At 61.8% G+C, this 21,097-nt stretch carries 18 protein-coding genes; 10 read left to right on the top strand and 8 right to left on the bottom strand.

The window, feature by feature from the left end; genetic code table 11:
• Nucleotides 1-25: 25 nt before the first annotated feature.
• The 4 genes from trpD to IZV00_RS03395 are packed head-to-tail and all read left to right on the top strand — an operon-like array spanning nt 26 to nt 3,454.
• A complete protein-coding gene (gene trpD / locus IZV00_RS03410; protein ID WP_196226487.1) occupies nt 26-1,018 on the top strand; it encodes an anthranilate phosphoribosyltransferase in 993 nt (330 codons plus the stop codon).
• Entirely contained in the window at nt 1,015-1,806 is a 792-nt protein-coding gene (gene trpC, locus IZV00_RS03405) for an indole-3-glycerol phosphate synthase TrpC (RefSeq protein WP_196225780.1), read from the top strand. The genes trpD and trpC overlap by 4 nt, the downstream gene beginning before the upstream one ends.
• Nucleotides 1,803-2,273 carry a cyclic pyranopterin monophosphate synthase MoaC gene (moaC, locus tag IZV00_RS03400; RefSeq protein WP_196225779.1) on the top strand — a complete coding sequence of 157 codons (471 nt, stop codon included), beginning with the start codon at nt 1,803-1,805 and terminating at the stop codon, nt 2,271-2,273. The genes trpC and moaC overlap by 4 nt, the downstream gene beginning before the upstream one ends.
• Nucleotides 2,270-3,454 carry a molybdopterin molybdotransferase MoeA gene (locus IZV00_RS03395; RefSeq protein ID WP_196225778.1) on the top strand — a complete coding sequence of 395 codons (1,185 nt, stop codon included), beginning with the start codon at nt 2,270-2,272 and terminating at the stop codon, nt 3,452-3,454. The genes moaC and IZV00_RS03395 overlap by 4 nt, the downstream gene beginning before the upstream one ends.
• A 48-nt stretch (nt 3,455-3,502) precedes the next feature.
• Here the strand turns inward: IZV00_RS03395 and IZV00_RS03390 are convergent, their stop codons facing one another.
• Nucleotides 3,503-3,655: a hypothetical protein gene (locus IZV00_RS03390; RefSeq protein WP_196225777.1), complete on the bottom strand. Its 153-nt coding sequence runs from the start codon at nt 3,653-3,655 to the stop codon at nt 3,503-3,505.
• Nucleotides 3,656-3,795: 140 nt separating this feature from the next.
• Between IZV00_RS03390 and IZV00_RS03385 the strand changes: the two genes are divergently transcribed.
• From IZV00_RS03385 to lexA, 3 genes are all read left to right on the top strand, one after another.
• Nucleotides 3,796-4,680, top strand: a complete 885-nt coding sequence (locus tag IZV00_RS03385) for an IS1595 family transposase (protein WP_196225776.1) — start codon at nt 3,796-3,798, stop codon at nt 4,678-4,680.
• Between the two features lie 221 nt (nt 4,681-4,901).
• Entirely contained in the window at nt 4,902-5,558 is a 657-nt protein-coding gene (locus IZV00_RS03380) for a hypothetical protein (RefSeq protein ID WP_196225775.1), read from the top strand.
• A gap of 72 nt (nt 5,559-5,630) precedes the next feature.
• Nucleotides 5,631-6,302: a transcriptional repressor LexA gene (lexA, locus tag IZV00_RS03375; protein ID WP_196225774.1), complete on the top strand. Its 672-nt coding sequence runs from the start codon at nt 5,631-5,633 to the stop codon at nt 6,300-6,302.
• Here lexA and IZV00_RS03370 read toward each other — a convergent pair.
• Nucleotides 6,263-8,437: a ComEC/Rec2 family competence protein gene (locus IZV00_RS03370; protein ID WP_196225773.1), complete on the bottom strand. Its 2,175-nt coding sequence runs from the start codon at nt 8,435-8,437 to the stop codon at nt 6,263-6,265. The genes lexA and IZV00_RS03370 overlap by 40 nt on opposite strands.
• 36 nt (nt 8,438-8,473) lie before the next feature.
• On the opposite strand from IZV00_RS03370, the gene gltX reads away from it, so the two are divergent.
• Together gltX and IZV00_RS03360 are read left to right on the top strand one after the other, a co-directional pair.
• Entirely contained in the window at nt 8,474-9,937 is a 1,464-nt protein-coding gene (gene gltX / locus IZV00_RS03365) for a glutamate--tRNA ligase (protein ID WP_196225772.1), read from the top strand.
• A 10-nt stretch (nt 9,938-9,947) separates the two neighbouring features.
• Complete coding sequence (locus IZV00_RS03360) at nt 9,948-11,234, top strand: citrate synthase (protein ID WP_196225771.1); 1,287 nt, start codon at nt 9,948-9,950, stop codon at nt 11,232-11,234.
• 52 nt (nt 11,235-11,286) lie between these two features.
• On the opposite strand, the gene IZV00_RS03355 is transcribed toward IZV00_RS03360, so the two are convergent.
• The 4 genes from IZV00_RS03355 to IZV00_RS03340 all read right to left on the bottom strand — a co-directional run bounded on the left by IZV00_RS03355 (nt 11,287) and on the right by IZV00_RS03340 (nt 15,353).
• Nucleotides 11,287-12,669, bottom strand: coding sequence for a sensor histidine kinase (locus IZV00_RS03355; RefSeq protein WP_196225770.1), 1,383 nt, complete (start codon nt 12,667-12,669; stop codon nt 11,287-11,289).
• Nucleotides 12,669-13,760, bottom strand: a complete 1,092-nt coding sequence (locus IZV00_RS03350) for a DUF2336 domain-containing protein (RefSeq protein WP_196225769.1) — start codon at nt 13,758-13,760, stop codon at nt 12,669-12,671. The genes IZV00_RS03355 and IZV00_RS03350 overlap by 1 nt, the downstream gene beginning before the upstream one ends.
• Before the next feature lie 45 nt (nt 13,761-13,805).
• Entirely contained in the window at nt 13,806-14,972 is a 1,167-nt protein-coding gene (locus IZV00_RS03345; RefSeq protein WP_196225768.1) for a hypothetical protein, read from the bottom strand.
• Between the two features lie 78 nt (nt 14,973-15,050).
• Nucleotides 15,051-15,353 carry an Hpt domain-containing protein gene (locus IZV00_RS03340; protein WP_196225767.1) on the bottom strand — a complete coding sequence of 101 codons (303 nt, stop codon included), beginning with the start codon at nt 15,351-15,353 and terminating at the stop codon, nt 15,051-15,053.
• Nucleotides 15,354-15,432: 79 nt separating this feature from the next.
• Between IZV00_RS03340 and IZV00_RS03335 the strand changes: the two genes are divergently transcribed.
• Nucleotides 15,433-18,105: a hypothetical protein gene (locus tag IZV00_RS03335; protein WP_196225766.1), complete on the top strand. Its 2,673-nt coding sequence runs from the start codon at nt 15,433-15,435 to the stop codon at nt 18,103-18,105.
• A 137-nt stretch (nt 18,106-18,242) separates the two neighbouring features.
• Here IZV00_RS03335 and IZV00_RS03330 read toward each other — a convergent pair whose 3' ends face one another.
• Entirely contained in the window at nt 18,243-20,354 is a 2,112-nt protein-coding gene (locus IZV00_RS03330) for a GumC family protein (protein ID WP_196225765.1), read from the bottom strand.
• Nucleotides 20,354-21,064, bottom strand: coding sequence for a polysaccharide biosynthesis/export family protein (locus tag IZV00_RS03325; RefSeq protein ID WP_196225764.1), 711 nt, complete (start codon nt 21,062-21,064; stop codon nt 20,354-20,356). The genes IZV00_RS03330 and IZV00_RS03325 overlap by 1 nt, the downstream gene beginning before the upstream one ends.
• Nucleotides 21,065-21,097: the final 33 nt, after the last annotated feature.

Genomic DNA, 21,097 nt, shown 5'->3' with positions numbered 1-21,097 from the left:
GCCCGTCATGATTAAGGCAAGGGCGATGACCCGCCTGCCCGATCCCGCAGCGCCGCTGAGCGCCACCCAGGCCGCCGCCGCCTTTGACCTGTTGTTCGACGGCGACCTGCCAGAGGCGGAGATCGCCGCCTTCCTCGTCACCATGGCTCAGCGCGGCGAGTCCGCGACGGAGATCGCCGCCGCCGCCCGCGCCATGCGCGCGCGCATGATCCCTATCGCCGCCCCCGCAGGCGCAATCGACGTCTGCGGCACAGGCGGAGATGGCCACCACACGCTCAACGTCTCGACCGCCGTCAGCCTCGTAGTAGCCGCCGCCGGAGTGCCCGTCGCCAAGCATGGCAACCGCGCCGCGTCATCCAAGGCCGGGGCCGCCGATACGCTCGAAGCGCTCGGCCTCGATCTCGATCGGGTCGCCGATACGGCGGAGGCAACGCTGGCCGATCTCGGCATCTGCTTCCTGTTCGCACAGAAACATCACCCCGCGCTCAAACGCTTCGGCCCCATCCGCAAGGCCATCGGCCAGCGCACCATCTTCAACCTGATGGGTCCGCTCGCCAATCCTGCCGGCGTGCGCCGTCAGCTAGTCGGCATCGCCCGCCCCGCCTATGTTCCCATCTATGCCGAGGCGCTGGCGGAACTCGGCGTCGATCGCGCCATGATTGTCTCAGGGGATGAAGGCCTTGACGAGCTCTCCCTCGCGGGCGGCAACGACGTCGCCGAAGTCACCGCGCAGGGCATCGTCGCCATGCGCCGCCTCACCCCGGCCGACGCTGGACTACCGACCCACCCGGTTGAGGCGATACGCGGCGGTGACCCCTCGCATAATGCCGCCGCCCTGCGCGCCTTGCTTCAGGGTGAGCCGGGCGCCTATCGCGACGCCGTACTGCTGAACGCAGCCGCTGCCCTTGTCGTCGCGGACGCCGTTGCCGATCTGCGCGAGGGTGTCGAGGAAGCTGCCGAAACCATCGACCGCGGGCTTGCCAATGCGTTGCTCAATTGCTGGATTGCCTATAAATGACGAACAAGCTGATCGAAATCTGCGATACGAAGCGTGAGGAAGTGGCCCGCCGCAAGGCAGCGATCACCGTCTCGACGCTCCACGCCCGCGCCGCCGAACAGACGCCGCCGCGCGGCTTCCGTCAGGCGCTCGACAGCGCCGCCCGTTCCGGCTTCGGCCTGATTGCGGAGATTAAGAAGGCCAGCCCGTCGAAAGGCCTGATCCGAGAGAATTTCGACCCGCCCGCCCATGCTCAGGCCTATGCAGCCGCTGGTGCCGCCTGTCTCTCGGTCCTCACGGACGAACCTTATTTTCAGGGCCATGACGACTATCTCATGGCCGCCCGCTCTGCCTGCGCCTTGCCCGTCCTGCGCAAGGATTTCATGGTCGATCCCTGGCAGGTGCTGGAAAGCCGCTCGCTCGGAGCCGACGCCATCCTCATCATCGCCGCCGCGCTGGACGATAATCAGATGGCCGAGATAGAAGATGCCGCGCTTGGTCTCGGCATGGACGCGCTCGTCGAAGTCCATGACGCCCATGAACTGGAACGCGCGCTGAAGCTCCGCTCGCGGCTGATCGGCGTCAACAATCGCGACCTGCGCGACTTCAGCGTCGACTTCGCCCGCACCTACGAACTGGTCGGTCAGGCTCCGGAAGGCTGCACCTTCGTTGCGGAGAGCGGCCTTGGCAGCCATGCCGATCTGGTCGCCATGTCCGAACATGGCGTCCGTTGCTTCCTGGTGGGCGAAAGCCTGATGCGCCAGCCCGATGTCGAAGCCGCCACCCACGCGCTGCTGAACGGCGAATGAGCAAGCTCACTCATCTCGACGAAGATGGCTCGGCCCATATGGTCGATGTCTCCGCCAAGGCGGTGACTGCCCGTGAAGCCATCGCCACCGGCCATATCGGCATGAGCGCTGAAGCTGCGGCCGCCATCGCGCAAGGACTGGTGAAGAAAGGCGATGTCCTCGCGGTAGCGCGCGTGGCGGGCATCATGGCGGCAAAGCGGACCGCTGATCTCATCCCATTATGTCATCCCGTCGCCCTGACCTCTGTCACGATCGACTTCGATCTGGGAACAGAGGGCGTCAGCGTCACCGCCACGGCCAGAAGCGCGGGCCAGACCGGCGTCGAGATGGAGGCGCTCACCGCCACCTCCGTTGCGCTGCTAACCATCTACGACATGGCAAAGGCGCTCGATAAGGGCATGATCATCGGTAAGGTCCGGCTGCTCGCAAAGTCGGGCGGCAAGTCGGGCGACTGGCGCGCCGCATGAGCCTGCTCCCGGTCGCGGAGGCTCAGGCGCGCCTGCTCGCGCTGGGCCGCCGCTTGCCGGAAGAGGACGCCCCGGTTTCCAACTGTGCAGGCCGATGGCTCGCACGTGACATCTTCGCCCTGCGCGATCAGCCTTGGGCAGATCTATCGGCCATGGACGGTTACGCTATTCGCGCGGAAGAATGGCCTGGCCCCTGGCGCCTAACCGCTGAAAGCACGGCGGGCGGCTCCCTTCCCTCCGCTTTGGCTCCGGGGGAATGCTGTCGCATCTTCACCGGCGCACCACTGCCGCCCGGCGCCGATACGGTCCTTATCCAGGAAGATGCGCAGCTGGACGGCCAGCTCGTGCACCCCCTCGGCGCTCCACTACCCACAGGACGAAATGTGCGCCCAGCGGCAAGCGACTTTGGCGCAAATCATCTATTGCTCGCTGCCGGTGCCGCATTGGGTCCCGCGCAGATTGCTCTCGCCGTTCTTGGGGGCCACGGAACCCTTCCGGTCGGCGGCCGCCCGCGCATCGCCCTGATCTCAACCGGCAATGAACTCGTCCCTCCCGGAGCGCCCACGCCCTCTGGCCGCTTGCCGTCCTCCAACGCGCCCATGCTTGCGGCCATGCTCGGCCAGACAGGCGCAGAGGTTATCGACGTCGGCATCGTTCCCGACGATCTCGACGCAATGGTCCGGTCCCTCAAAGAAGCCGCCGGGGCCGACATCATTGTCTCGACCGGAGGTGCCTCGGTCGGCGATCACGACTTGGTGCGGCCAGCTTTCCAGGCGGCAGGCGGCACTCTGGATTTCTGGAAGATTCGCATGCGCCCCGGTAAGCCGCTCATGGCGGGAAAGCTGGGTGATACCCTATTCCTCGGCCTCCCCGGCAACCCCGTATCCGCCTTCGTGACGGCAACGCTGTTCCTGATGCCGCTCGTCCGCCACATGGCCGGAGCCGCCAACCCGCTCCCGCGTACGACGATCGCGGAACTCGCTGCCGCACTTCCTGCGACCGGATCGCGCGACGACTATCTTCGCGCCTATCTCACTGATGCTGGTTTGGTCTCGGTTACTTCGCAAGACAGCGCGGCGACCGCAGCCCTGGCTCAAGCGGGGTGCCTGATCCTTCGACCGGCCGACTCACCCCCGGCCGCCGTAGGTGACAAAGCAACCATCGTACCGCTCTCACAATGAGAAAGGGGCCGCAAAGCGGCCCCTCCCCGTGATCTAACCGAACGTAGATCAGCGCTGCTGCTTGCTGTGATCGCTTTTGTCTTTGCGGCTTTCGCCCATTTGACCCTGGCGATTTTCCTGCTGCTGCTGACGCCCGCCCTGGCTTGAGCGGTCACCACCTTGCTGGCGGCGCTGTTTGTCCTGATCGTTCTGGTTGGCCATCTTACTCTCCTATTCACCCTCTTTGGGAAGGCCGCTATTGAACGGCCGTGACGCAGGTCCGTTCCTTTCGTTACGCTTGGCGCAACCTGCTTGGTTATTATCCCCTTGAAACAAGTAGGCGGATATGGCATATAATGGGCATGAGCAACAAAGCCCCTACGCTGCGCCAGTTCCAAGACCGCTTCCCGACCGAGGATAGCTGCCTCGATCACCTGATGCGCGTCCGCTACGGGGATCGCCACGATTGCGAGAAGTGCGGCAAGTCGGCCAATTTCTACCGCGTGAAGGGCCGTCGCTCCTACGCTTGCGAATATTGCGGCGCGCAGGTTTATCCGACTGCCGGAACGCCTTTTGATCGCACCCGCACCAGCCTGCGCGATTGGTTCTTCGTCATGTTCCAGTTCTGCGCCTCGCGGAACGGCGTTGCCGCCAAGGAAGTCGAGCGCCAACTAGGAGTGACCTACAAGACCGCTTGGCGCATGTGTCACATGATCCGCGAATATATGGGCCAGGTTGACGGCGACGATCCAGTGGGCGGCTTCGGCAAGATCGTGGAAGTCGATGAAACATACATCGGCGGGAAGGTTGAGAATAAGGGAACCGGCAACTACCGCGCCAACAAAACCATCGTGATCGGCATGCGTGAGCGCAACGGCGACGTTATCACCCGCGTGGTGCCGAACCGGAAGAAGGCCACGCTAGAGCCGCACGTGTTCGCCAATGTGAAGCCGCATAGCGAAATCCACACGGACGAACTGGTCAGCTACCGCGATCTGGGCGAGTTCAAGGGCTACTGGCACAAGACCGTGAACCACAGCGCGGAACAGTATGTTGGGCCAACCGGAACGACCGTGAACGGCATTGAAGGCTTTTGGGCGCAGCTAAAGCGCGGGATCAACGGCACCCATATTCATGTCAGCGAGAAGCATCTTCCGAAGTATCTCGCGGAGTTCGAGTTTCGTCACAATATGCGCGACGTTCCGCATCTGATGCTTGATCACCTGATGGTTTCTTTTTCCCGCTAACAGGCGCGTGGCCGTGGGCCATCGCGTCTAGCAGGCGGTCAAAGCGCTTATTTGGGTCCAATATACTTCTCCTCATTAATCTAACGCGCCAGATAGCGAATCCGACCCATCCCAAGACTCCCACGCCCCACAAAGTTGCTGCTATACCCCACCCCCATCGAGGGGGAATGTCTATGTGGAATTCGGCAGCGCTGCTTTCGGGAATAGCATGGTACTCATTGATGGCTACCGCAGTTTTCGGAGGTTTGGCGGTAATAACAGGGTTGGTCGGCGGTGTAGCCGCGACGAGATCAGCAGACATCAAAAGCGCCGAAGACGCCACGAAAATCGCAGAAGCGGATGCGCGCGCCGCAGATGCTAATGCACGGGCAGAAGAGGCGAAGGCCGATGCCGCCAAGGCGCACCAGCGAGCCGAAGAGGCTAGCGCAGAGGCCGAAAAAGTAAGAGAGCGCCTCCAAAAATCCCAGGAAATGCGGCAACTTACTAAGTCCCAGGCAGATGCAATGTTGCCTCTCCTAAAGTCTGATCTTTTCCAGAAAGAGCCTCTCCCATGGATTACGGTCGCCCATGTGCCGGATGCTGAGGCCCAAGCCTTCGCATACCAACTTTGCGACTTCTTCAAATCATGCGGCGTCCAGCAAGGGCCATTCGGCGAAGCGTTCCAAAAAGTGCCAAGCAAATCGGATTTAGCCTTTGCAGTTAAAACTAGCGAACCGACCCCAGAAAACCAGCCTTTCACTCGCCTTTCCCACGTCATGCAAGAGTCTGGAATTTCAATCGGTGTCATAGAGGACAAGGGTTTGAAGCCGAACGAGTTGACCATCATCGTACTCCGCAAACCAGAGGCGCGTGATAACTTACTTGTCGGAAAGGGATAATAACCACCTGCTTGACTTGCCTCCTTACGTTTCCTATGCGTTCTCCATCCGTTCCATGGAGGATAAGTCGGCATGCTGACGCCCAAGCAACAGGAATTGCTCAGCTTCATTCAAACTCGGCTCGATGAAGGCGGGGTTTCGCCTTCGTTCGAGGAGATGAAGGAAGCGCTCGATCTGCGGTCGAAATCCGGGATTCACCGGTTGATTAATGCGCTGGAAGAACGCGGGTTCATCCGTCGCCTGCCGAACCGGGCGCGCGCGCTGGAGGTTCTGAAACTTCCTGAAGCAATGCATCGCGCCCCCAAGGTCGCAGCGACACCCAAGCCGCAACTGTCGGCCAAGCCCCCGGTCGCAGCCAACGACGTGATCGACATTCCCCTTCACGGGCGGATTGCCGCAGGCGTTCCGATCGAAGCCATGGAAGGACAGAATATGCTGTCCGTTCCTGCCGCTCTACTGGGCGCCGGAGACCATTATGCTCTTGAGGTTTCTGGCGATTCGATGATCGACGCGGGCATCCTTGACGGCGACTTTGCACTGATCCAGCGCACTGAAGTCGCGCGCGAGGGGCAAATCGTGGTTGCACTGATCGAGGATAGCGAGGCGACGCTGAAATATTATCATCGCCAGGGGCCTAAGGTCAGGCTCGATCCTGCCAACAATGCTTATGAGCCGCAAATCTACGATTCGCAGCAGGTGCGCATTCAAGGAAAGCTGGCTGGTCTGCTCCGGCGGTACAACTGACCGGATCGGCGACGCGACGGTAAATAGGAAGGCCGGGCGACCCACGGATGTGCGTCGCCCGCTATTTTCCCGGTTCGCACGGTTCCTCCATCAAGATCGATCGCCAGCCCCCCGGTATGTGCCAACAGCCGCCGGTCGGCTTTCAGCCAGCGGGGCCGACACCATGGCGGCAGGCGGCGATCAGCGATAACGATGTCGGCACGCGCGCAATCGCGGGCCAGGCTGTCCTTGGGCACGACAACCCCGCTTCTCGTCACCAATAGCTGCCATATGCGCCCTCCTCCGGTTAGGGCCACCATGCACAAGTCCATGGAACAACGCGCCTCGGGCAAGTCTGCAAGAGCGCCCAGCGGACCTCCATAGCCTGCACTTTCCGCAATCATATCGCGGACATAATCTCCAGCCCGTTCGCGCAGAATAGCCATGCCACCGTCCTGCCCGCGAACGGCAACATGGCGCCCATCGGCTGTCACAAGAATGTCGGGTGGCGAACTCATCATGATGATGGCCATCCCCAGCGCCAAGGGGGCCAGTCCTACCCAGCGCCAAGCGCTTCGCCAAAGCAGACACCAAAGGCCGCCCAGCACGATGATCCCGAAAATCAGGTTGGACACGGAAGGCGCAGTGACGATCGCCCAAGGACTTGCCGCCACCCAATGCGCGATCAGCAGCAGCAGGTCGAGCGCGCGGCCCGTCAACCACCAGGCAGGAGCCCCAAGACCGGCAACATCCAACAGCAAGGCCAATGCCTCCAGCGGCATGACCACAAAGGTTGTCAGGGGAATAGCGACGAGATTTGCAAAAGCGCCTATCATCCCGGCCTTGTGAAAGTGGAACAACGCGATCGGCGCCAAAACCATTTCCACCGCAAAGCCGGAGAGAAGCAAGACGGCAAGGTGGCGACCCAGTCGCCGAAGCACTGACTCCTCACGGGATGCCGCGAACGCCCGAAAGCGGTGATGTTCGCCCAAGGCAACAATGGCGATAACTGCGGCGAAGCTCATCTGGAAGCTTGGCCCTGCCAGCGCCTCTGGCCATGCCAACAGAACCACCAGTGCACCGGCGGCTATCAGCCGCAAGGTGATGGCCTCACGCCCTAGCGCAAGCCCGCCCAGCACCAACAGTGCCGCGACGCAGGATCGAACCGTCGGCACTTCCGCACCCGTCAGCAAAGTATATCCCAGGCCCGCCAGCGCGCCACCGGCCGCAGCGATCAGCATCAACGGCCAGTCCAACGCCGCATGCCGACTAAGTGCCATGACCCGCATCAGCAGAAAAATGACTGCGCCGATAAGGGCGGTGACGTGCAGCCCGCTGATCGAGAGCAGATGGGCAAGGCCGCTGCGGCGCATCGCGTCGGCGTCCGCCTCGCTGATGGCGCCCTGATCCCCCGTCGCCAGCGCTGCGGCTATGCCCGCCCCGTCGCCATGCGCATTCTTCAATATATGCGCGAAAAGACGATTGCGCAGAGGCGGCGCCTCCGTTGATGGGCGTAGCACGACGATGGGCTTAAGCGCGCGTCCCGTTGCCCCGATCCCCTGAAAATAGGCTCGACGCGAAAAATCATAACTGCCGGGCAGGCTCGCTTCGGCAGGAGGCATCAACCGCGTGCGAAAGCGAATGATGGCGCCTTTGCCAACCCCTTCGGGTAGGTCCGCCGCTGCTATGTTCACCCGGATCAAGGAAGGCAGCGCAGGCATGTGGATCGGACGGATCGATACGCGACTCATCTGCTGCGCTGGCACCGTATCGGCTGACCTGACTTCGCCAGTCACTTCTACAAATGTCGCACGCGGCAATGGCGCCGTGCCGACGATCAGGGCTTTCCCCCATATTAACAGGCAACCTGACGCCGCGAGCAGACTGCCCAATATAATCGCGTGGCGTATCCGGCCGCCCTCCGGCAGCATCAATCCGCCACTCGCAATCGCAATCGCGCAACAGCAAAAAGACAACCATGTCAGCTGGTTAGGCAGAAAGAACCAAGCCGCGATGCCCAATCCAAGGCCCACCGGAACCCAAAGCGCAAGTTGCTCGCGCTCAGCCTCCAATGCCTGTTCGAGGCGCGCGAAAAGCTGATGGCCGCTGCGCCTTATTATCGGCGCAACGGACGTTTGTCGTGGCTCAAAAGCCATGCTAGGGGGCGTCGCGTTCATGAATGAGCAAGGCGGATGTCGGGGAATAAAACGGTGAGTGCAACGGGTTTGAACAAGCAGGTGGTAACCCGTTTCGCGCCATCGCCCACGGGATTTCTTCACATCGGCGGCGCGCGCACCGCGTTGTTCAACTGGTTATTCGCCCGACACCATGGCGGCAAGTTCCTGTTGCGCATCGAAGATACCGATCGCGCCCGTTCGACCGAGGACGCTGTCGCCGCAATCTTCGACGGCCTTGACTGGCTTGGCCTTGCAGGCGACGAGCCCGCCGTCTTTCAGTTTGAGCGATCGCAGCGGCACGCGGAGGTCGCTAACCAGTTGCTCGCGGCAGGCCATGCCTATCGCTGCTATGCGACCCCCGAAGAACTGGCTGAACTGCGCGAACAGCAGCGCGCCGCAAAGCAGCCGATGCGTTATGATGGCCGCTGGCGGGACAGTGATCCATCGGAAGCTCCGGCCAATGCGCCGTTCGTCATCCGGCTCAAGGCGCCGCGCGAAGGCGAGACGGTCATCGACGATGCGGTCCAGGGCCGGGTAGTTGTCCAGAATGCGGAACTGGATGACATGATCCTGCTCCGCTCCGACGGGACGCCAACCTATATGCTCGCCGTCGTTGTCGACGATAACGACATGGGTATCACACATGTGATCCGTGGCGACGATCACCTGAACAATGCGTTTCGTCAGCTCGGCATTATTAAGGCGATGGGCTGGGACGAGCCAGTCTATGCCCATATTCCTTTGATCCACGGATCGGACGGCGCAAAGCTATCGAAACGGCACGGCGCGCTGGGCGTCGATGCCTATCGCGACGAGATGGGCATGCTGCCCGAAGCCGTGCTCAATTATCTTCTGCGCCTCGGCTGGGGCTATGGCGACGAAGAGACCATATCGCGAGATCGCGCGATCGAGCTGTTCGACATAAGCGGCGTGGGCCGATCGCCCTCCCGCTTCGACATCAAGAAGCTCGAAAATCTCAATGCATTCTACCTGCGCGAGGCGGATGACCAGCGCCTGGCGGAACTGGTCCTGCCGCGCGTGACGCAACGGCTCGGCACGACCCCGTCGGTCGAGGCGATGGCGCTTCTTGCGCAAGCCATGCCTTCGCTCAAACCACGCGCGAAGACGCTTAACGAGATTGCCGAGGGCGCGGAGTTCCTGTTCAAGGCAAGCCCGCTGGATTTTGACGACAAGGCTATTGCTCTGCTAGACGACTCGGCGCGCGAGCTGCTTGGGAAAACCGCCGACGCTCTTGAATCCGTCCCCTCCTGGACGGTCGAAGCAATCGAGGAAGCGACCCGCCGCGTGGCAGAGGAAGTCGGATTGGGGCTGGGCAAAGTGGCTCAACCGCTACGCGCGGCGCTAACCGGTCGCACGGTTTCGCCGGGGATATTTGATGTCCTTTTCCTTCTCGGAAAAGACAGGAGCTTGGAGCGGCTCGCGGATGCCAGGCAGGCATCGCGCGCTGTTGGCAATTAAGGAGAACGAGATGTCGGACAATAATGCCACTTTGACAGTCGGCGGCGATACCAAGGATTATGGTATTCTGAGCGGTTCCGTCGGCCCCAAGGTTATCGACGTTCGCAAGCTCTACGCCAACACCGGCATGTTCACCTATGATCCGGGCTTCACTTCTACGGCCAGCTGTGATTCCGGCCTGACCTATATCGATGGTGACGCCGGCATCCTGCTGCATCGCGGCTACCCCATCGATCAGCTGGCAGAACAATCCAGCTTCATGGAAGTCAGCTACCTCCTGCTGAATGGCGAACTGCCTTCGAAGGCGGATCTGGAAGACTTCACCCGCACAATCACGCGCCACACCATGGTGCACGAACAGCTCACCACCTTCTATCGCGGTTTCCGCCGCGACGCACACCCCATGGCGATCATGTGCGGCGTGGTCGGCGCTCTGTCCGCATTCTACCATGACTCGACGGACATCAATGATCCGGAACAGCGCAAGATCGCGAGCCACCGCCTGATTGCCAAGATGCCGACGATCGCGGCCATGGCGTACAAATATTCGGTGGGACAGCCTTTCGTCTATCCCCGCAACGACCTCAGCTACACCGCCAATTTCCTGCGGATGACCTTCTCGGTCCCCGCCGAGGAATATGAGCCCGATCCGGTCATTGTGGACGCGATGGACAAGATCTTCATCCTGCATGCTGACCACGAGCAGAACGCATCGACGTCGACCGTCCGTCTCGCTGGCTCGTCGGGCGCCAATCCCTTCGCTTGCATCGCCGCTGGCATCGCTTGCCTCTGGGGTCCTGCCCATGGCGGCGCGAACGAAGCCGCGCTCAACATGCTACGCGAGATCGGCACGGTGGACCGCATTCCGGAATATATTGCCCGCGCCAAGAACAAGGATGATCCGTTCCGCCTGATGGGCTTTGGCCATCGCGTGTACAAGAACTACGATCCGCGCGCGACCGTCATGCAGAAGACGGCAAAGGACGTCCTCGCAAAGCTGGGCGTCAACGATCCTGTCTTTGACGTCGCCAAGGAACTGGAGCAGATCGCACTCAACGATCCTTACTTCATCGAAAAGAAGCTCTACCCGAATGTGGACTTCTATTCGGGCGTGATCCTGTCGGCGATCGGCTTCCCGACCGAAATGTTCACGGTGCTCTTCGCCCTCGCCCGCACGGTTGGCTGGGTCGCGCAGTGGAATGAAATGATTTCTGACCCAGCGCAGAAGATTGGCCGTCCGCGCCAGCTCTACACCGGCCCGGCAGAGCGCAACTATGTCCCGGTTAGCCAACGCTAATTGCGGCCAACCCGGAAAAAAGAACGGCGCCCAATCGGCGCCGTTTTTTATTCTAGCTGCTTGCCGGTAGCGTCAGCGTAAATCGCGCACCCCCACCAGGGGCATCGCCGATCTGAATGTCTCCACCCATGGCAAGCGCAAGTCGGCGAGAGATATAGAGGCCAAGACCGCTACCGCCAGGATCACTCCGACCGAGCCGTTCGAACTTTTGGAAGATGCGCTCCCGGCTGTCTTCCGGGACACCTGCTCCTTGATCCATGACAGCAATCCAGGCTCGTCCGTCATCGACACCCGTCTCTATCCGCACCTCGCTATCCTCGGGCGCATAGCGCACAGCGTTGCCGACGAGGTTCATCAGGATTTGCAGTGCGCGCCGGAACTCACCCGTCGCGACGGTCTTATGCTCCGCCTCTGGTGGGAAAAGTTTGATCTTGCGGCTCATCGCCTTGACCACGAACAGCCCTGCGGCCCGTCGTCCAATATCGGCCAGGTCCACGTCCTCGGTCGCCACGGTGAAGTCCAACCTGTCGATTGCCTGCAAGTCCGCCAGATCATCGATCAGCGCCATCAGGTGACGGCCCGCAGCCGCGATGTCGGAAGCATAACCCGCATAGTCCGGGCGCAGCGGCCCATCGAACTGCGCATTGATCGAATCCGCATTGGCGATGATCCGCCCCAGCGGCTGGCGCAGGGAACGATCGAGGCGCCGTCCAAACTCTGCCGGATATATGACGACGGCGGGCGCAGGCGGCACATGAGGGGCCAGAATCGCTCGATCCAATGGAAATGCCTTGCCCCGGTAACCGAGTAGCTGCCCCGCCAGATCGAACATCGGGAACCCCGAAAGCCGGAAGCATTGCTCAGGTTCGGCAATCAAGGTCGCGATCTGGTCACGGAAGGCGCGACGCTGCGCAAATCCGCGCAGAATGGCGAGGTCGCCCTCTTCATCCGGCCGCAGTTCAAAATAGCTGGTCAGACGACTACCGGGTATCGGGGGCTCCTGCGGCAAAGCACTTTCCAGCCCTGCCCCTTCCAACACCATCTGGAAGCGCAGCTGCGTGTCGATTTGCCAAGTCCAGCCTTCCGAGACGGCCGCAATATCTGCTTCACGGCGCATCATGTCGACAGGAGCAGTCGTCGCAGGCCGCTCATTCCATTCGATCACGGATATCTGCACGCCGTCGGCTTCTGGCTTTGCGCGCACCCACATGTCGATGTCGCCGCGCTCGGCCGCCGCCGTGACCGATCGTGAAACGGTAACAGAAAGGCGCGACGCAAGCCGCGCTAGCGCCGCCAATTGAGGAATAGCCAGCACCGCGCCAAGGTCGGAGCCTGCCTCACGCTGCAAGGCCAGCAAAGGCGCATCCGCGCTCAACAGCAATCCATTCGCCGCTACAGTCGCGCGGATAATGGCAGGATGCACCGGCATATTCATCAGACAGTGATCCGCCGCAGATGATCGATTTTCGCACGCAGTGCCCGAGGCGCGCGTAATGCGTTCACCAAACCGTCCGCCTGCGCCTCTGTCAACGCCTGATACCGCTCCGCCTCTACGATGATTGCAGCGTCCGTGAGAGAGGGCCGGACAGGCCGCAATGCAATCAACAGATGACGATAGTCGGCATCCGATCCCCCCAGTGATCGGCAAAGCGCGGCCAGTTCAGGGACCGGCCCCATCACCAATATGTCAGCCACATGCGCGCTATCCATGCGCAATCGCCGAGCCGCGAGGGACGCAAATAGCAGGAATCGCCGCTGGCCCAGAGCAGCGCCCAGCAATTCGGGCATGTCGGCACGTTCACCCAGGCGGCGCACCAACCTGTCTGCCGCTGCGATCGGGCTCCGGCTCTCGTCATGTTCAGCCAATAAGGCCCACCCAGCTTTTTCTACCGCGGGCAGGATTTCTCCAGCATCCAATAACGACGCCCGCTGAACGACAGCCATCAGGCACGCGGCGGCCGTCCATAGGAGTTCGGCATAATGTTCGGCAGGAATATCCGGCTGCATCGGCTCGTCTTCCCCGCCCAGCGTTAGCCAACGCCCCTCCGCCATGGCAAGGGCAGCCAGCGCTTCCGTCACGGCTGGATCATCGGTCGGAAAGATGATCTCTGCTTCTGTCTCGTCCAATCGATCATCGGGCTGACCAAATTGCCGCAGCAATAGCGTAACACCTGCACGCATCTGCATGTGAGAGAGCAAAGCCGGGCCGAGCAATGTTGGCTGAGCGCAAATGGTCGGCCAGCAGATCGCTTCGGGCTGTTGCGCGAGCAGGCTCGCCACGTCTGGCCGGTCAAGTGCGAATCGCAGGGCATGTTCGATGCCAGCGACGCAGCCGCCCAGATGGCGCCGCGTTTCGGCCATCAGCGCATCGTGACGTTCCCGCCCTTCATTGGGAAAGAAAAATGCCAGATCAATGGCATGACCTACGGGCACGGCCGACATGCCGGCCAGGACGGGTGCCGCAGGCCAACTGTCCGCCGCCGTTGGTCCGGTAAGGAACGAAAAGGCGCTCATGGCGGCCAACATAGCCGCACGTCCTTAAAATGCACTAAACCCTATGCGCGAAATATATCAGGCGGGTTTGCGCAGGATGATCGCACCTGCGGATGCTATGGCGGCCAGCATTGCAACTTCAAAACCCATCATCGCCGCGCCCAGTGAAGTCGTCAGCAACATAAGGATCACCGCGCTTGCAGGCGTAAAGATCATCCAGGCCCTCGCTCCCCCCGTCCTGTTCCAGCGGTCAGCAAATTGAATGATGGCAAGCAGCAGCGCGAGGCATGTTGCCAGCACGCTCCCTCCCGCGAGAGATATCCCGCCAACCGCGAAGAAGGGGACAATGAATGCGGTCCATCCTGCCGGTGGTGATCGGAGGGCCAGTTCATCCAGCCGATCCGCGATTTCCGCGAGCCCCAACGCCAACAATAACAAAAGGAACCCCGTCGCGGGCCAAAGCAACTCTATCGGCACCAGGGCAATCGCACCCAAAGCCATGGCTGCGATACGCACCTGTGCCGCCGGGACTTGGGTGCGCATCAGGGCGGGACTGAACAATCGGGCGGCAGGGCACAGAATATAATGTTCAGCCAAGCCGCGCATTCTCTTCGCCGACGAACCGGCCGACATCACAGCTTGAGCGACCAGATCCGCCTGCGCCTGCCCATCGACCAGCGCAACACGCCCCGTCAGCAGATCATCCTGTGGAACCGTGATTCGACGAGCGCCATTCTGCACGGCCGCGCGAACGAGTGTCAGCGACAGGTCCCAGTCACCGATCATGTCGAGCGTCCCGAAAAGCAGGTCTGGACTGATCCGGGCCAGGCCAGCCCATCGCTGACCTGCATCGATCCGCTCCAGCGGAGCGCTGGCATGACTGTCATCTGTGACCAGAAGGGCGTTGCCCTCGCGCTCGGCTATGGCATCGAAATGGCCCTGTGCAATGACGACCCCGTCAGCGACCAGAACCACATCGGCATCGCGCGGCGCGTCCCGGACCATGGACACCGTGTCGCGAACCAGGGCGACGGAAATCCCGTCGGCACTCAACCTGTCGACAGCCTGTGAAAGGGCGGGCGTTATGACACTCACAAGTATCATGATGCGATCTGCCCCAGCCCGGGCGGCCTGGCGCGCCTGATATTCAACCAGCGTCTGCCCCGCAAAATGCAAGCTGGCGCGAAGGACCGCCGAAGAATCGCTGGACGCCCGGCTGGCGCTGAGAATGGCCGCAAAAGTCATGCTGAGATGGAACTGACCCGTTCTTGTGTGAACCTGCCTTTTCGCAAGGCTGCCGCCATCACGCAAGCATGCTGCGATTCAGCTTTGTTGAAGCCGGTCGATCGCCATTCGCAACTGCCGAAGAATGCGCGGATCGCCCCTTGCACAATCCGCTGCTTCGTCCGCTAATGCCATGAGGTGCGTAAGGCCAAAACTCGCCGCCAATCCCTTCAGCCGCCATGACGCGACTTCCCAGTTCGCGTCGGACTGCGCATTGCGGAGGAGGCCGAGCTGGCGTTCGGCGCTTTCCATGAAGGCCACACGCAGGTCCGCGATCAGCGTGAAATCTTCGCCGACAGCGGCAGCAAGAGCAGCATTCAGGGCACCAGGATCATAGGACATGGGCCGAACGCTATCGGGCTTGCGTTAAGTTTTGGTAACAGGGCATTTTGTTGCGCTGAAAAGATGATAGGATGGGATCATGACCGGGGGCAGCACCATCGTCGAATTCTGGCGAGACAAAAGCATCGCGACTTCTAACGAGTCGCGGAAGGACGATACACTGCTGTTGGAGCAGGTCGTCCATGACAGCGATGAAGACGGCGAGGATGGGGAGCACCGCGATCCTTTCAGTCGCCGGACGCAGGCCATATTCGGCTTTGCAGCTCTGCTGTGGCTCGGCTTTGCTGGATGGGCGACAGTCTCGACGAACCAATGGCAGGCAGGCCCTGCCGTTTGGCCCGGCCTGATCACGACCATATTGCTGCCGGTCGTGGGGCTTGGCGTCTGCTATCTGCTGCTCGCTCGCACCAGCCGCGCCGAGTCGCGCCGCTATCTCGACACAGCCCGCGCGCTACACGCGGAGGCGGAGCAGTTGGAAGCCCGGCTCAGCCGCATCAACAGCCAACTAGCTAGCGCCCGCGAAGCTATGCAGGACCAGGCCGAACTGCTCGACAGCTACGGCGCGGCCGCCAGCAGCAATATGGAGGCCTCGGCCGAACTTATCGCCAGTCGCGCCCACAGCACGACCGAAAAGGCGGAAGCGGCCGAGCGCGCAGGAGCCGCCCTCGTTACGCGCATGGATGCCCTGATCGCTGCCATGCCGGAATTGGAGGATCGGGCCGGTCGCATGGCAGCGCAGATCATCGATAACGGCCATGCGCTAGCGGAACGGATCGACACGCTGGAGGCTCGGCTTCACGCTCTTGGCGAACTGTCCGATGATGCCCGCGCCCGCACACTGACTGCCACGAAGAGTCTGTCGAGCCAGCTCACCCAGTTGCAGGAGGCTACCCGCTCTGCGACCGAGGAAGTGAACGGCATGGCCGACATTGCGGCTGGGCGGATCGACGCCACAGCGCAAAGCGCCCGCCTGACGATGCAGGAAGGAGCAGCTGAACTGGATCGGCAAGCGAGCACCCTCGCCAGCCTGCTGGAACGCGCACGCGCTGGCATAACCAACAGTGCTGAAGCGACGATCGAATTGCTCACGCAGAACCTTGACCGGGTTGAAGGGGACGTGCGGCAGCGTCTTGAAACGACTGTGGCGCACGCACAGCAGAGCATGGCGGCGGCCGATCGTGATCTGACGGCGCAAGCTGAGGCGCTCCGCGCGCTTGTCGAGACCGCGCAGGCGGGCATCGCCGCGACGAGCCAGAGTGCCCTCGCCGCCCTGTCCCATGACTCCGAACAGATCGAAGCTCAGCTTCGTGAACGCACTGAGGCCGCCTTCGCGCGCGCGAAGGATGGCGTAACCTTCACTGAGGAAGGCCTTGCGCGGCAAGCTGAAGCTCTCGACGCGCTGCTGACGCGCTCACGCGGCGATATTCAGAGCATCGGTGACGAAACCGTGTCAGCCATTTCCGACCACATGACCGAAGTCGAAAGCCGCCTCCACCAGATCAATGATCTGGTAGAGGGGCAACGCGCACTCGTGTCCGGTCTGCATGACACGCTTGGCGAGGCCATCGAAAGCGCGCAGTCGCGTTTTGCCGCGCTGGAAGAAAGCGCTCTGTCCCGCAACGATCGGCTTACCGAAGCACTGTCCCGCCTCACCGTTGAAACACAGCGGATCGATGACGCCCTCGCTGCCGGTGGGGTGACGGCGGAAAAGCTGATCAGCTGTGCCGAAACCCTGCTTGTCGCCCTTGATTCGAGCGTCCGGGAACTGGACGAAACCTTCCCCGCCGCGCTGCAACGCTTCGACACGCGCATTTCCAAGAGCCGGGAGCTGCTTGATAGCGCGGCACCTGAGATGGAACGGCTGGAGGCCATTTCCGAGGCGCTGGTTGGCCGCACCCAAGAGGCTGAGGAACTGCTGCGCGGCCAGGGCCGCCGCCTTACCGAATGGCTGGAAAGCACGCAAAGCGGGGTTGAGGCCAACCGCGAACTGGTTGAGAAGCTGCGCACCGCACTTGATCACGCTCATCAGGACGCGACGCGGATCACCGAAGGCGCTGGCCCATTGCTGGTAACCGCATTGCTGCGCGTCAAGGATACCGCCGATCAAGCTGCCGAGCGCGCACGTCAAGCACTAGGTCGTGCCATCCCTGACGCGGCGCAGTCTCTGGCTGAAGCCAGCGAAGCCGCGCTCCAGCAGGCGGTCGATGATAAGGTAACGGCCCAGATCGAAAAGCTCGCTCAGGTCGCGGAGGAGGCTGTTCGCGCTGCGCATCAGGCGTCCGATCGCCTTACCCGGCAGCTGCTGACAATTGCCGACACAAGTGCGAGCGTTCAATCCCGGATCGAGGAAGCGGAACGGGCCGCCGAAGACCGCGACCGCGATCATTTTGCGCGCCGATCGGCCCTGCTTATCGAATCGCTAAACAGCACCTCGATCGACGTCGCCAAAATCCTGTCGAACGACGTGACGGACTCCGCCTGGGCCTCCTATCTCAAGGGCGATCGCGGCGTTTTCACTCGCAGGGCGGTCAAGTTGCTGGATGCAGGAGAATCGCGTGAAATCGCCCTGCACTATGACAATGATGCCGAGTTCCAGGAGCATGTGAACCGCTACATCCACGACTTCGAATCCATGCTGCGGATCATCCTTTCCGCGCGGGATGGCAATGCACTCGGGGTGGCGGTGCTTTCGTCCGATATGGGCAAGCTCTACGTCGCGCTGGCTCAGGCGATTGAACGGCTGCGTCAGTAAAATTCGCGGACAAAGACCGAGGAAGCCATCGCGAGGATGGAACCGGACCATGCCGGGCGTCAAAAGGGTGACGCCCTAGCTGCCATCGCAAGTCCGGCCCCTCACTCAATGAGGAGCGCGACGGAGACAGTCAGCCCCTACCCGTTTCTATGATACTCATATTCAAACGCGCGGCCCTGTTGCTTGGTCAGTACCGCGCCAATGATGGCGCCGCCTGCACGGCGCATGCGGTCTACGGCCACTCTCAGGCCGCCATGATGGTTGCGCCCCCACTCCACGATCAACACTGTCGCCTCCGCCTTCGACGCAAGTAGCGAAGTATCCGGGACTCCCAGGATCGGGGGCGCATCGATCAGCACCGTGTCATAACGTCCCTGAACAGCCGCGAGCAGCACGTCCAAAGCGGAAGTGGACAGAAGTTCAGCGGGATTAGGAGGAATCGCGCCGCTAGGCAGAAGCGATACACCGGGGACATCGCTACCGACGATCACATCCTCCGCCTTGGCCTGTCCCGTCATGACTTCGCTCAGGCCGCGTTCGGGCGTGACATGGAATAGTCCATGCTGTCGCGGCCGACGCATGTCAGCGTCGATCACCAGCACCCGGCGATCGAGTTTGGCGAGGGCAAGAGCCAGTGCGTGGACGGTAGAAGATTTGCCTTCACCTTCCTGCGCGCTGGTGATCAGAATGGAAGCAGGCAATCCCGCCGAGGATGCGAGCAACAGCGAGGATGCAATCGGCACATAGGTTTCCGCAGCCGGCTTGTCGGTAACCGGAACGGTCCCCAGCAGCGGCATATTGGCACGCTCCGCCAGCGTATCGGCGGAGGTCACGGCATCGTCGAACACATGGCGTCCCGCGACCATCAGCAAACCCAGCAACAGACCGCCAAGCGAAGCCATCAGCATCGTGATGCCGATATTCGGAGATGACGGCCGCGAAGGGACGGCGGCACGGTCCAACGACTGTATGCGTCCAGCCTGAAAACCAGCCTGCGATGCCATGTCACGGTAACGCTGAAGCAGGCTGTCATGCAGCAGCCGGTATGTATCGACCGAGCGCTCGAGGATGCTCATCTGCACGCCCCGTCCACGCTCTGCCTGCGCTTGGCGCTCCACGCCTGCGATCTCAGCCTCGATCTGCTTCTCACCATGTACGGCAACTTCAAACTGCTCGTGCAAGGAGGCGCGGATGCTGTTCGCCATCACAGTCGCCTGATCGTCCAGAGCAGCCAGCCGCGCCCGAGCCTCCCGCATTTCGGGATGGGCATCCTTTCGGAACTGCCGCTCTTCCACCACTGCTGCCCGCGCTTGCGCCCGTTGCGTCATCAACTGCTGCATCGCGCCGTTGTTCAGCACTTCGGGCAGCGTCTCGACACTGGAAAGGCGGGCACTTTCCCAACGCTTCTGGGCTGCGATCCGATCTGCGGTCGCCTGCGCGCGAAAGGCATTCAACTGCGCAAGCCGCGTCGCGGTCGTGCCGTTCGAGTGGGTAGGCCCGTCGCCTCCATCCACATCCGTCGCTGAAGGCGCCCCGGTCTGAGCCGCATAGGCGGCAAGGTCCCGTTCGGCGCGCTCCAGATCCCGTCGCGCACTGTCAAGCTCCCCCAACAGGAAGCGTCGGGCCTGTACGCCAGATTCAAATCCGCGCTTCAGGTCGGCTCTGATCAGACTGTCGGCATAGCTGTTCGCTACCCGCGCCGATAATATAGGATCAGCACTCCTGAAACTGATGCGGATGACACGGCTCTTGCCAGGCAACTCCACTTCCAGGTTTTCGCGCAGAAGGCGGATAACGGCTTCGGTTTCGACCTGCCTCTGGCTGAGCGATCCTGACCCGCGCTCGGGGCGGCGTTCATCCATCCCATCAAAAAAGGTTCGGCTTCCGACCAGCGCCAACTCACGGGCCACATCTTCAGCCAAGGCGCGGCTGCGGAGCACCTCCAATTCGGTCTGCATCAGCGCTTCATTGTCTGCTGGCGCGGCCGGGCGCTGGATTGCTCCCGCTCCCGCCGCGCCTGCGGGTACGTCCTCTACCTCGACCGAAGCTGTAGCGCGGTAATCAGGCGTCGAAACAAGTATGAAGATGATGCCTGCCAAAACGCAAAGCGCCATGGTGACCAACAGGATAATACGATGACGCCATATCGCCGTCCAGGCAGCGCGGGCGGCCGTCACAATGCGAGCGCTGCGTCCCTCCGGTCCAAACGGCGCATGGTCGTTATCGATGCGGATCGTACGGCCTGCCATCAATTCTCTCCGTCGAGAGACACAAAGGCCGCCCCCAATAAAGGTAGCGCCAGCAACGTCCCGCCCAGGATGGCCTTCGCTCGTGATAGCCCAACCATGATCGTATCGCCCGGCAGAATTTCAGGGTCCTGCGCCTCACCCCGGCGGATCGCATTCAAGTCGAACATCGCCGCTTTCCGTTCGCCTTCCACCTGACGAACAACGATGATCTGCTTCAGGCTGGCAAGGCGGCTCGGCCCCCTCGCCAACGCGACAGCTTGCAGCAACCCGATGCGCCCTTCGACGGGATAAAGCCCTGGCTGCCTCACCTCGCCATCCACAGTGATGCGGCGACCGACGGCCTTTTTGACGAAGACGGTAACTTGGGGCGAAACCAGATAGCGCTCGCCGAGCCTTCCAGCGATCACGTCTGAGGCCTCGCTGGCGGACAAGCCTGCGACCGGCACATCGCCAATCAAAGGCAGACGCACCATACCTTCCGCCGTAACCGCCGCATCCTCCAGCGACAGGCCGGGCTCATGATATATCTGCACCCTCAACACATCATCGGGAACGATGTGATAGTCCAGCCCGACAGCCTGCGAAGCGGGTATCACCGCATAGGCAGCGGCTTCGCGCGGAGCGTCTTCAACCGTTGCACAGCCCCCAAGCGAGGCAGAGGCCAGAATGATGGCCAGAGCCCGATGCTTCCTGTTGGTCGGCCAGCCCATTGGTGAAAATTCCCCACGCCTTTCAAACAGTCC

Source organism: Sphingobium sp. Cam5-1 (assembly GCF_015693305.1).
GTDB lineage: Bacteria > Pseudomonadota > Alphaproteobacteria > Sphingomonadales > Sphingomonadaceae > Sphingobium.
Note: the sequence above shows the minus strand (reverse complement) of the source record. Positions and strands in the feature narration are given on the sequence as shown.